16 protein-coding genes are annotated in these 11,928 nt (G+C 58.0%); 6 read left to right on the forward strand and 10 right to left on the reverse strand.

From position 1 onward, the window contains the following. The 3 genes from B4968_RS07985 to B4968_RS07995 form a co-directional block, all read right to left on the reverse strand. Positions 1–312 (reverse strand): hypothetical protein (locus B4968_RS07985; RefSeq protein WP_139792647.1); only part of this gene is annotated, 312 nt, incomplete at its 3' end. After that, positions 309–1,235: a hypothetical protein gene (locus tag B4968_RS07990; RefSeq protein WP_083098077.1), complete on the reverse strand. Its 927-nt coding sequence runs from the start codon at positions 1,233–1,235 to the stop codon at positions 309–311. The genes B4968_RS07985 and B4968_RS07990, both read right to left, overlap by 4 nt. Continuing rightward, positions 1,232–1,456: a hypothetical protein gene (locus B4968_RS07995; protein WP_083098079.1), complete on the reverse strand. Its 225-nt coding sequence runs from the start codon at positions 1,454–1,456 to the stop codon at positions 1,232–1,234. Before B4968_RS07995 ends, B4968_RS07990 begins: the two co-directional genes overlap by 4 nt. Before the next feature lie 98 nt (positions 1,457–1,554). Between B4968_RS07995 and B4968_RS08000 the strand changes: the two genes are divergently transcribed. The 6 genes from B4968_RS08000 to B4968_RS26105 all read left to right on the forward strand — a co-directional run bounded on the left by B4968_RS08000 (position 1,555) and on the right by B4968_RS26105 (position 3,843). Continuing rightward, a complete protein-coding gene (locus B4968_RS08000) occupies positions 1,555–1,905 on the forward strand; it encodes a hypothetical protein (RefSeq protein ID WP_083098081.1) in 351 nt (116 codons plus the stop codon). Between the two features lie 56 nt (positions 1,906–1,961). Next, complete coding sequence (locus B4968_RS08005) at positions 1,962–2,228, forward strand: hypothetical protein (RefSeq protein ID WP_241525633.1); 267 nt, start codon at positions 1,962–1,964, stop codon at positions 2,226–2,228. A 12-nt stretch (positions 2,229–2,240) separates the two neighbouring features. Further along, positions 2,241–2,501: a hypothetical protein gene (locus B4968_RS08010; protein WP_083098084.1), complete on the forward strand. Its 261-nt coding sequence runs from the start codon at positions 2,241–2,243 to the stop codon at positions 2,499–2,501. A gap of 58 nt (positions 2,502–2,559) precedes the next feature. Beyond that, positions 2,560–2,781, forward strand: coding sequence for a hypothetical protein (locus B4968_RS08015; protein ID WP_139792648.1), 222 nt, complete (start codon positions 2,560–2,562; stop codon positions 2,779–2,781). After that, positions 2,778–3,503: a hypothetical protein gene (locus B4968_RS08020; RefSeq protein WP_420916494.1), complete on the forward strand. Its 726-nt coding sequence runs from the start codon at positions 2,778–2,780 to the stop codon at positions 3,501–3,503. Before B4968_RS08015 ends, B4968_RS08020 begins: the two co-directional genes overlap by 4 nt. A gap of 79 nt (positions 3,504–3,582) precedes the next feature. Then, the gene (locus tag B4968_RS26105; RefSeq protein ID WP_083098088.1) at positions 3,583–3,843 is read left to right on the forward strand and encodes a pyocin activator PrtN family protein; all 261 of its coding nucleotides are present in this window, start codon (positions 3,583–3,585) and stop codon (positions 3,841–3,843) included. Positions 3,844–4,485: 642 nt separating this feature from the next. Here B4968_RS26105 and B4968_RS08030 read toward each other — a convergent pair. From B4968_RS08030 to B4968_RS08060, 7 genes are all read right to left on the reverse strand, one after another. Beyond that, positions 4,486–5,334: a HalD/BesD family halogenase gene (locus tag B4968_RS08030; protein WP_241525634.1), complete on the reverse strand. Its 849-nt coding sequence runs from the start codon at positions 5,332–5,334 to the stop codon at positions 4,486–4,488. 310 nt (positions 5,335–5,644) lie between these two features. Then, a complete protein-coding gene (locus tag B4968_RS08035; RefSeq protein WP_139792650.1) occupies positions 5,645–7,111 on the reverse strand; it encodes an ATP-binding protein in 1,467 nt (488 codons plus the stop codon). A gap of 40 nt (positions 7,112–7,151) precedes the next feature. Beyond that, positions 7,152–7,817 (reverse strand): hypothetical protein, encoded by a 666-nt coding sequence (locus tag B4968_RS08040; protein WP_139792652.1) that lies wholly within the window; start codon positions 7,815–7,817, stop codon positions 7,152–7,154. A gap of 302 nt (positions 7,818–8,119) precedes the next feature. Continuing rightward, on the reverse strand, positions 8,120–8,737 hold the full coding sequence (locus tag B4968_RS08045) for an inner membrane-spanning protein YciB (protein ID WP_083098095.1): 618 nt from the start codon (positions 8,735–8,737) through the stop codon (positions 8,120–8,122). A gap of 68 nt (positions 8,738–8,805) precedes the next feature. After that, positions 8,806–9,708, reverse strand: coding sequence for an EamA family transporter (locus tag B4968_RS08050; protein WP_083098097.1), 903 nt, complete (start codon positions 9,706–9,708; stop codon positions 8,806–8,808). 46 nt (positions 9,709–9,754) lie between these two features. After that, a complete protein-coding gene (gene ftsY / locus B4968_RS08055) occupies positions 9,755–10,894 on the reverse strand; it encodes a signal recognition particle-docking protein FtsY (protein ID WP_083098098.1) in 1,140 nt (379 codons plus the stop codon). 76 nt (positions 10,895–10,970) lie between these two features. Next, positions 10,971–11,618, reverse strand: coding sequence for a lysoplasmalogenase family protein (locus B4968_RS08060; protein WP_083098100.1), 648 nt, complete (start codon positions 11,616–11,618; stop codon positions 10,971–10,973). Between the last annotated feature and the right edge of the window lie 310 nt (positions 11,619–11,928).

Genomic DNA, 11,928 nt, shown 5'->3' on the forward strand with positions numbered 1-11,928 from the left:
GTTTGTGGCGTCCTGGCTTGGGTCCAGCAAAACACCGCTGTGATCCGTCTTGGCCCGGTATGACTGGAAGTCTACAGGCGAGTAAAAGGATTGACCGGCGCTGTAATCCCCGCCGCTAACCCATGCGTCAGCCGCAGCTCCGCCCGCTGCTGCCTCGGTCGCCGCAGAGCGTTCCCCAATCCACGCAATGGCCGCTGTGATCTCTCCGGCGAATACAACGATCCAGGCCAGAAAGGGACCGAAGGCAGCAGAAAAGCCGGAAGCTAGCCGGTTGGGCGCTTCTGGCGGCGGCGTGACTGTGGGCGTTGTCATACGATACTCTCCAATTCGATGGAGCCCTCGGACGTATCCGCGTAACGGGCGATGGGCTGGAAGTTTTGAAAAAAGCCATAAACAGCGTAGTCGTTTTGCCGGAACCGGCTGTCAGCCGCGAACACGGTCAACTTGGCGCGCCTGCTTTTCAGGCGGCTGCGCAGGTAGGCCGCTGCGGAGGTCTGGAAGGAAAAGGCCACTGTCATCAAATCCGCAGAGTCGCGCTCTTGCACCGCGTACCGCCCGAAGTCGTCGCGCTCTTTGCGGGAGAAGTCTGTGAGGCCTAGCGGAACCTGATCGAGAGCGTCGCCAATGACCTCTTTGCGGCCAATGACAATCTGCCCCACCTCGACCGCACCACCGGGCTGTGACACCGTGATTGTGACTGTAGGGGCGAAGAACGGCGGGATATCCGTCACCACCAGAGTTTCAATTCGGATGATAGGACTGAAGAAATAGCTGTAGGCATCCACAACACCCGTTTCGTCCTGCAGAATATGGGTCTGATTGTAGACCTCGCCCACATCGCTGTCCGTCACGACGATTGAAACCGTCGCCGCTGAGACGCCAAACAGCGCCACGCTGTCCACCATGCCATCAGCCTGAATGACCCACTCAGCCGCCTCCGGCTGCACTGTTGGATCTCCAATGTAGTTATCAAAGGCCTTCCAACGGTTTGTAGACGTTTGGACCACCCAACCCACTTTTTCTGTGTCCGTCACCGGATCAACAGCCCCGCCATTCCCCGGTCCCGACGCTGCCGACGCTTTAAAGATCGAATGCGTATCGCCTTTGACAATGATCAGACTTTCAGCAGCATAATCCGCGCCTGCGTCCCACTCCGGGTGGTCGTCTTCCAGGACAGTGGAAGAAACCAGCTTTGCGGCGCTGATCTCTTCCGGCTCAATCATTTTGAAGCTCATGCTGTTTTGACCTCTAGTGATCCATTGCGATGCCAGTCAGTCTGGATATGCGCTGATTTTCCGGTGTTGATATTGGTTTCGCGGGCATGGGCCTCCAGACGTTCCAGCCGCGCGCCCAGATCTTGGCCCAATCCATTTACCGCCTGCACAACATCCCGATTATCGCCCCCAAAGGTCTGGCCTTTGTGGTGATCAACAACGGTCTCACGCGGATGCAGCATCGCCAGGAAACCACCCTCGCCATCCAGACCGCCAGAACGAGATCCCGCAGGGTTTTTCCCTCCCGCCCAGTCCGCGCGCCCATTGCGGGGGATCTGTGATGCAGGCCGACAGCCAGAAAACCTACAACGCCGCGCAGGACCTGCTTCAACGCGGCACCCCATTTGGCCGCGTTGTTCTGTTTCGCACTCTGGGTGGCATCACACGCCAGCCCGACACAGACGCATTCCTGCCAGAAGAGGACGTTTGGCAGGCTGACCTTTTCGGCATCTTGCGCACAGGTGACTGCTGCGATGAGGCGATCCAACAATGGGCCCGCGCGGCACAGGCCAGCATTGCGCGCCGCGCCACAGATGGACGCCCAGACTGCCCCTACAACGGCACCGGCCCTGCCCCGGCCCTTGACCAACACCCGCAGCGTGAGCGCTGCACGGGGGCGCGGCAACACTAGCCCACCACTCACAATCACCCGCCGCGCCCCGCTATACGCCAACAGGAGGCACCACCTTGGATCATCCCATTACAGCAGACAAAGCACCAAAGCGCGCCGCAATGCTGGCGAATGATGTGGCCTTTCAGCGCTACGCAGCCCCCCGCAATGGCTTCCCCGGTGAAACATTCCAACCATCCGCCGCGACAGAGCATCTGCGCAATGTCTGCGGCATCACCAGCCGCAGACAACTGGCAACAGATCCGACCGCGTTCAGGAATTTCCAGGCTATGCATACCGATTTTGAAGTGTGGTCTGGTCGCCTGCCCGCCCCGCGCCAGTAGCCGGGAAACCCCGTGAAAGACCTTTCAGATATCGCGATCAGTGCAGTGGCAGCGGCTGTACAAGACCTGATGGAACAGGAGCCAAAAGAAGCTCCATTCGAGCTAGGCGCGCCCTGGACCCACCACCCGAACCCCGAGGAACTGGAAAGGCTGGCAAAGCTCCACCGCCGCATTCAACGCAAGCAACGCGCCCTCTCAGCCCTCATAGGAGAACGCAAAACAATCATGGACCGATGCATCCGCAGACAGCGCCGCACCAAAGGCAAAAACTGATCTCTCTTCCTGCCCCCCCACCGATCAGCGGGGCAGCAACGGAAACCAGGAGGACACGATGACCCTAGACCACATGCAACTGGCCCTGAATGGCGACCTGGGCGAGGTCATCATGGTGCTGATCAGCCGTAAAACACAGGCAGAATGCAGCGCCCGATTTGTTCAGGTCGCCAACCGTCACAATCAAATGCACTGCCTCAAGCGCTCCACCCGCCAAACCGAGACCGGCTGTCAGTCAACAGCTTGGTTCACCGAACGCGCACCGGCAGCGGCATCATGAAGACCTTGAAAGTTCTTATCGGATGCGAAACCAGCGGCGAGGTACGGCGCGCTTTTCTGGATCGGGGACACGAGGCATGGTCTTGCGATCTGCTGCCCGCGCAGGACCGCAGCAACCGTCACATGCAATGCGACGTAGGTGACGTTCTGGATATGGGCTGGGATCTGCTGGCCGTGATGCATCCTCCCTGCACCCGCCTCTGCAACAGCGGAGTGCGCTGGCTGCACAAACCACCCAAGGGTCGCACACTGGACGAAATGTGGGCGGATCTCGACCAGGGCGCAGATCTGTTTTCTGCCTGCTGGAACGCCCCAATTCAGCGCGTGGCGGTGGAGAACCCCGTCATGCACAAACACGCAAAACAGCGGATCGTGAACTTTGAACCCGCAGCGCAACATGTGCAGCCCCACTGGTTTGGGGAACCCGCATTCAAGTCCACAGGGCTTTACCTGCGCGGCCTGCCCAACCTCACCCCGACCAACAAGCTGACTCCACCCGAGAAGGGCACAGAAGAGCATAAGCGCTGGTCAGCGATCCATCGCGCCCCACCCGGTGAACTGCGCTGGCAGATCCGCAGCAAGACCTTTCCTGGGATCGCTCGTGCAATGGCCAGCCAGTGGGGGGATCACGCAGCCAACCAGGAGCCGGGCGGCATGACCAAACCCGAGATAACCCCGCATCACCACTGCACCCCCTACCCCTTAGACGGAACCCAACCATGAACGAAAAAGTGAAACACATCCACCTCGATACCCATGAAGTAAATGAGAAAATGGATAGAACTAAGAAGGGGTATTTCCGATGAACACTCTTTGGCTTTTGACTGCGAAGTATGAGGGGAAGCCAGTGGTTTCTGCCGACGAAGTCCGCCAAGACTATTTTGGGGGCATGAACCGTGAAGTGTTCCTCAAAAAGGTGGACAGCGGAGAGATCCCCCTCCCCCTTACACGGCTTGGGTCTGGTCAGAAGGCTACCAAATGCGTCCACATCACCGACCTTGCCCAGTACATTGACGCTTGCACCCTACAGGCAAGAAAAGAGCTGAAACGGAAAATCAGCTAGGCAATAGGAAGGCCAAGGTATGCCTCACAGTATGCCTTCTTTGCAGGAATTATTTTTTATATTATTTTTCAGTAACTTAAAGATCACAAAATCCGGTTACAAATCGACCACTTAAGAGGACAAGCCTCTTACAAATCAATGACCTACCATATTACAGGGGCATCTCACCCCAGATAAGCCAAGTCCGTTTCACCGCAATTTCGCTGCTTTTACGACCCTTCCGCTTTGATGGTCCGCCTCGGGGCATGCCTTGGATCTCAGGGCATAGCCTTTCAAAGGGCCATCATGGGAACGATTGCAGAGCAAAAGCTGTTGCACGCACCTTATGCCTATAAGGCCCAAATTATTCTCAGACGCAAGGGAGAACCCACATAGCCAGTATGCCGGCAGCTTCCTCGCAGCGCGACAGCCGACGCCAGCATGCAAAGGCCGCAAAAGCAACGACACGCGCCCGCAGGTCTCAGACAGGCCCGAGTAGCATGGCTCCCAGAGCTCAAAAATCCAGCTAAGGCTTATGCTTGCGGTGTCGGAACATAATTCGGCCCGATCCCGAAATCGAATCGGAGAGACCGACGCCGGCCGCTCTCTGAACGCGATCCTCTGCTGACAGGACCTCAGGGCAGCGAGGTCAGGACAGCGGGCTCAGTGCTGGATGCGGATTGGGGCCGGGTTGAGGCAGGGGGACGCCATTTGTTTCGTTTTATGCGCGCCATCAGGTGAGGCGGCCGTAGAACGTCTGCCTTGCGGATTCTGAAAGGGAGATGCCCGGCTCAGCATTATACGCCAGAACAGCCAGCATCCGTGTCCGGCGGCCCGCATTCGGCGCGACACGGGGATAGAGTTACGACCGCGGGAGAAAACCAAGGTGCCGGCCTGCGCTTTCAGCGATTGCACCGGGGTCTTGCCATCAAGAATATCATCAACAGCGCCAAAGCCCATCTCTCCGCTATCCGCATCGCGCACAGCCGTGACATATTCGAACTGACCACCCGCCTCAGGGGCTTGCACCATGAGTGTGATGGCGAAAGACGAGTTGTCAAAGTGCCAGCCAAGCTCTTGTCCCGTCTCGTGAAAGTGCAGATTGATCGACGAGAGCGGGTCGGCATATGGGTGCAGCTGCTCTTCGCCCAACACATCACACAGGAAGCTCTTAAAAGACGGGTCATCATAGAGTTCACGCAGCGCTGACTCCTGTGGCATCAGATCGTCGGTGATGCAGCCCTTGGAGGATGTGACAAGCCGGTTTCGGGCGTGAGTGCTGGGATAGGCGGGGTCGGGCTTGCTCAGGTAAACACTGTGCCGCTCTGTTTTTGCGTAAACCTTGCTGCGGCTGGCTTCTCCCTCATCTCTGATGGATGTGATGGCTTCAGGCAGAACAAAGCCCGGCATGACGAACACGCCGTTGTCGTCAAACTCTTTTTTGCAGGCAGCACGGAACTTCGGATCAGCAATCGGGAAGCTGCGTAAATCGACGATTTGGGTCAGACTCATCTGGGTCTCCATGCTCGCAGGATTGGTCACAAACTAATTATCGGGCTTTAAATGATTAGCAAAGCGGTTGTGCCAGTCGCACTGGTTGAGGGTTTTTCTGCGACACGCATCTGGATTGCGTCCGGTCAGGAGCGAGAGGTCAATGCAACACGTGCGCCGGTAATTTCCTTTTGCCAATCCCTGTTTCAACAGCTCTGCCAGACCACCCTAACCGGACCCAATATCGACGGCACGTGGCGAGAGCCAATCTCCGCCATCGGTCTGGCGACATCAGTAAGGCGGCATCGGTAAGGCAACAGGGATCGCAAAATCAGTCTTTGCGATGGTTTCTCAGCGCCGTCTCGATCGCCTTGATCAGATCTGATCGCCGTATCGGCTTCATCAGCCGGATATCTTCCGGTCGCAGACCGTTGCCATGCACTGCGGCCTCGCGTGCGTAGCCAGACATAAAGACAAAGGGAATATCCTCGCGGATCTCCCGCACCCTACGCGACAATGTGGTTCCCTGCAGCTTACCCGGCATGACAATATCCGTCACAATCAGATCAAACGACTGATCTGCATCAAAAATACGTGCGGCCTCATCTCCCGTTGACGCCGTTTGGACCAGATAGCCCTCTTTGGTCAAAACCGTGCAAAGATTTTCCAGCAGCATTGCTTCATCTTCAACCAGCAGAATTCTGGCGCCCTTTGTCCCCGAGAGCTCGACATCCTGCTGGTGGATAACCCGTGTCTGCTCTTCTGTGCCGGTAAAGGCCGGGAAATACAGCTTGAACGTGGTTCCGGTACCGGGTTCAGAGTAGACGCGAACCGTACCCTCGGATTGTTTCATAAACCCAATGATCATCGCCAGTCCGAGACCGGTGCCCGCGCCTGGCTCTTTGGTTGTGAAGAAGGGCTCAAAAATGCGTTCCTGCGTTTCAGCATCAATACCAACGCCTGTGTCACTAAAGGCCAAAAGCACATAGCGCCCCGGCTCGATGCTTTCTCCACGTTCATCTATATAGTCTTCTTCGATCCGAACATTCGAGGTCTCAATAGTAATCTTCCCCCCCTCCGGCAGGGCATCGCGGGCATTCACCACAAGGTTCAGCAAGGCCCCAACAGTTGAGCCTTCATCCGCCTTGATTTTCCACAGGTTTGCCAAAAAGGAGGTCTCAATTTCAATATTGGCGGGGATCGCCCCCGAGAACCAGTTTTTGGAATTTCGCACCAGATTGTTCAGATCCAGAACCTGCGGCTCAAGCGGCGCCTGACGCGAATAGGCAAGCATATTGCGGGTCAGCTCAGCGCCCTGCAGTGTTGCGGAAATCGCATTGTCAACATGAGCAAGTTTCTCATCATCGGTGACCTCACTGTGCAGCAATTCAAGACTGCCCAGAATGACGGCCAGCAGATTGTTGAAATCATGTGCGACACCGCCTGTGAGCTGCCCAATGCTTTTCTGGCGTTCCGACTGTTGCAAAAGCTCTGCCTTAACCTTTGTGTCTTCTTCAGCATAGACTTCACGGGACACATCCAACATCAGACAATGCCACAGGGTCGCCCCGTTTTCATAGTCTCGTGGGCGCGCACTGAGCTGCACCCATTTTGCGAGCCCGGATTTTGTCGTGGTCGCGAGCCGCATGTTGATAGTGGTCTTATTCTTGATGGAATCTGGGATTTTCGCTTCAATTTCAGCCCGCGCACTGTGACCTAAGCGATCAAAAAGCGCATCAATGTCCTGTTCAATCTCCTCCGGCTCAACCCCCCAGAAGGCCCGGCTTCCATCGCTCATCCTCAGGACTTTGTGCGTGCCATCGGGATATCTGACATATTCAAACAGCAACCCCGGAGATATTCTGCGCCATTGTCCGCCACCAGGCCTCTGCCTGATCGCGCCCCGCGTCGCTTTTGATCCGTCTGGCCGACTCTGTGGTCAGGGCCTGAAAGGTTGAATCCCACAGATAGTGATAGAAGGCTCCGACGACGGCCACCCAAGAGGCGGACAGTGCCATGCCGATCAACAAAATAATCCAGTTCGTACTGTCTGCAGCATATTCCGCCGCTGAGACAACCGGCTCAATCACACCGCGCAGGTTCATCGCGACAAGCGTGGCCAAGCCCAACATAACAAGGGTAAGCACCGCCACCGCAGCACGCGCCCCCCACACAATGCCGGCGATGCCAGGCAAAACAGCCAATAGCGTAAGGGCCGGGGCCATCATCCCATAGCGGTAAACCCCGATCAGCCCGGTGGCGATTAAGAAGGAAAAACAGACAGACCCCACCAGCCATACAGGCAGAAACCTGCGCAACAGCAGTGACAACGTCGCAAGAAACATCCAGGCAGTTTGCACCACAAAGATCGTGGTCGTCCCGAATTGTACAGCCCTGGAGATCTGCATAAAGAAGCCAATAATGAGTGCCCCGAGCAGAATATTCAAAGAGCTTTGGATGAGCCTGTTTTGACGTTCGCGCTGGTCGCTCAAAATATCGTTCACGGTCACATCCTGGCTGGGGAAGACTGGGCCTTAGGAATGCATCTTCAGTGAGAGGCTTGCCCCTGTCAAATAAAACTCGTTTCTGGGTTGACCAACCGAGACTTAGCCTCGCCCCGCTGCGCGCAGGCTTTTGAGCTCATGCTCTCCTTCCAAGGCATGTGGCGCTCCGCGGCATTCTTTGGCGCACAATGGCCTGACCGGGCCGCGCGGCGCGGCGACCGCTCTGCCTGCCCTGCCCCCCGACATAGGGGAAACAGGACAGGGTCAGCATCAGGCCCCTTCAAAAGCAGGCCTCTTCAGCATCAGGCCTCGTCTTCAGAGATGCCGTGCTTTTGGAACACCTTGCCCTGAAACATAAAGAAGGCAAACATCGAAACCGGCAGGCCGAAAGTCTTGAAATAGACCCAAACATCCGTGCTTTGGCTGCGCCAGATCACCTCGTTCGCCACTGCAAGCGTGAGGAAAAACAGACAGATACGGCGGGTCAGGATCATCCAGCCTTCCTGATCCAGCGGCATCAGCTCTTCCATCACCAGCTTCAGATAGCTTTGCCCGCGCAGCAGACCAACCCCAAGGGCGCCCCCAAACAGCAGATAGATCAGCGTCGGTTTCATCTTGAAAAACCGCTCATCATTGAGCCAGACCGACAGCCCGCCCATAAAGACCACCAGGATCAGCGTCGCCACCTGCATCCGCGACAGATGCCCGGTCAGTTTCCACAGCGCCAGCGTGGCCAGAACCATCAGCGGGATGAAGGCGGCCGTGACGACGATAAATCCCTTGTACTCATGCCCCGCGATCAAAAACACCTCGTCACGCAGTTTCAGATAGCCGATGAAAAACAACACGACAGGGCCAAACTCCAGCACCATTTTAAGCGTTGGATTGATCTTCTTGGCCGTATTCTTTTCGCCGGTCATAGGCTCTCCTGTAGCTGTCTGTTCACTGTCTGTAGGCTATCTGTGCCCCGCGGGCACGCGCGACGATTTCAGCCGCCCATCTCCACTATCACGGCGCCCAGCGCGATCAAAGCCATCAAGGCAATGCGACGGGGGCCTACGGTTTCTTTCAGCACCAGCCAGCCGATCAGGGCGGCAAACACGGTTGAGGTCTCCCGCAGCACCGCCGCCTCGCCGACCTTGTCCAGCCGGGTCGCCAGCATCACCGCGCCATACGAGGCAAAGGCCACCAGGCCGCCAAACACGCCCTTGATGGCCAGCGGAGCCAGGGCCGGGCGCTGCGCCATGCGGCGCCAGCGATAGTAGGCATAGGGCGGCATCGCCAGACCATCGATCATGAAAAACCAGGCCAAAAATGTAAACGGATCGGCGGTGGCGCGAATGCCATAGGCGTCATAGGTGGTGTAAAGCGCCACAAACAGCCCCGTCACAAGAGCGAGAAACATCGCCAGCCCCAGGGGCTCGCGGTGGGTTTCCAGATAGCGGTAATTATAGGCAGCCAGACCAAAGATCCCAGCCAGCAACACCCCAACGCCCGCCCATTGCACAACGGAAAAGGTCTCGCCAAACAGATAGTAAGAGCCAATCACCGTAAACAACGGCCCGGTGCCGCGCACCACCGGGTAGACAACCGTGTAGCTGCCCTTGGTATAGGCCAATGCCTGCAATACCTTATAGGCCACATGAATGACCCAGACGACCGCAAAGATCGGCCACATATGCGGCTCCGGCCAGGGCACCACAAACAGCGCCAGTGGCGCCGCCATCAACCCGTAAGAGGCATCAATAGCCCCGCGCGACAGCCAGGGGTCGTGCTTGCCCTTTTGCAGCGCGCCAAAGACCGCATGCAAAAACGCCGCCATCAAGGCCAGCCAGAGTGCCACCTGATGGCCAGCCTCGGTGCCCTCCAGGGAGATCAGCCAGTCGCTCATGAAAGACCCTTTGGTTGGGACAGGAGACCGCCCGAAGGGGCTATGATCACGACTGCTCCAGCCCGGTCAGGGCAGCGGCAAATTCCTCGGGATCAAACGGCGCCAGATCGTCGATCTGCTCTCCCACCCCGATGGCATGGATCGGCAGGCCAAACTTATCCGCCAGCGCCACCAGTACGCCGCCCTTGGCTGTGCCGTCCAGTTTGGTCATCACCAGCCCCGAGACATCCGCCAGTTTCTCAAAGGTCTCGACCTGACGCAGGGCATTTTGGCCGGTGGTGGCATCCAGCACCAGCAAGGTGTTATGCGGCGCGGTCTCATCCTTTTTGCGAATGACGCGAATGATCTTGGCCAGCTCTTCCATCAGGTCCGCCCGGTTCTGCAAACGCCCGGCGGTGTCGATCATCAACAAATCTGCGCCCTCATCCTGCGCCCGTGTCATGGCATCATAGGCCAGGCTTGCCGGGTCCGAGCCCTCGGGCGCGGTCAGAACCGGCACGCCAGCACGGTCGCCCCAGACCTGAAGCTGCTCCACAGCCGCGGCGCGAAAGGTGTCGCCTGCGGCAATCACCACCTTTTTTCCCGAGGCCTTGAACTGACTGGCCAATTTGCCAATGGTGGTGGTCTTGCCAGAGCCATTGACCCCAACCACCAGCACCACCTGCGGCCGGTGGGCATAGATCGGCATCGGCTTGGCCACCTGTTCCATCACCCGGGCGATTTCAGCTGCCAGCAATTCCTTGATCTCACGGGCAGAGAGTTTTTTGCCCATGCGGCCTTCGGCCATATTGGCGGTGACGCGCAGGGCGGTGTCCACGCCCATGTCGGCAGCAATCAGCAGCTCTTCCAGCTGCTCCAGCATATCATCATCAAGAACCCGGCGCTGTTCTGCGCGGCCTGCTCCACGCCCGACAAGACGCCCCAGAATGCCCGCAGGTTTTGCTTTTGCTGACTCTTGTGTCGCCACGCCACTGGTGGGCTGCGCCGGAGCAACCTGCTGCGGTTCAGCTGCAGCAGGCGCTGCTTCAGGCCGTGCTGCGGCCTGCACGTCTGGGGCCTCAACGTCTGGGGCATGTGCCTCTGGGGCATGTGCCTCTGCGCCCTCATCGACAATGGCGTCCAGCCCCTCGTCCAGCTTTGACGAGGATTTGAACAAGCGCTCCTTGAGCTTTGAGAAAAACGCCATCAGGGCCTCCGCAAAAGGGTTTCCCCTTCACCTAATGCGGATTGCACCGGGTTGCAAAGCGGATGCGGCCCCGCATCTAGGAAAAAGACAGATAAAACCCGGCCTGTGCCCCCCAATAGAGCGGCCAGACCACATAGGGCGTATAGCGCCGCAGCCAGTGATCCTCGCGCAACACAAAGGTTTCAAAGGCCAAAACCACATCCGAGGCCACAAAGGCCAGCGCGGCTGGCAAGACCCAGAACAGCGCCTCTGCTGTCAGACTAAGTGCTGCCAGCCCCATGCCAAGGATGATCGGGATATAGCCCATGACCGGGATCTTCAGCTCTCCGGCTCTGGGGGCCAGAACCCGCACCATAACAATGCCCAGCGCGATAAAACCAAGGGTAAGCCCCAGGCCGGCAATTTCCCAGATCCGGCTGAGATCACGGCTCTCCTGCCTCAGAAACAGCAGCACATAGGCGAGATGTCCGGCGGCAAAGGCGCCCACCCCGGCCATAAAGGACGTCTCCCCCTGCCGCGACAGGAAATATTCCCCCAGGGCACAAAGCCCCAGCGCCGCCACCAGCCAAAACGGAGCGCCAGCTATGCCCGCCGCCAGTGCCAGCAGGGCCACCGACGCGGTTTTCAACACACTGCGCAGCACAGATGGCGCCCGGGCTGTAAAGCCAAGATAGCCTATCGCCGCCAGCAGAGCGGTAACTTCTAAAAGGTCGACAATGGTCATCAGAATCTCTCCATAACGGGCGACAATGGGCTGCGGTAGTGGGCTGCAGTGGGCTGCGCGAGGCGCCCCTCTGGTGCAGAGCTTGCCCGCATGGGGCTGCGGGGTCAAAGATGACCCAGGGAAAGCCGCCAGGGCAAAGGCGGTCAGGGCAAAGGTAATCGCGCCGCCGCTTGCGCCCGCAAGTTTAACTGCAAGAGGCTGGGTTGAAACACTTGGCCTAGTGGCGCGGCCTCTGCCACAGTTACGATATGCACAGACAGATGATTCTCTTCGCCGCTCTCCCCGCCCTGCCCCTCGCGAACCCTACCCC

The organism is Pseudophaeobacter leonis (genome assembly GCF_002087335.1).
Lineage (GTDB): Bacteria > Pseudomonadota > Alphaproteobacteria > Rhodobacterales > Rhodobacteraceae > Pseudophaeobacter > Pseudophaeobacter leonis.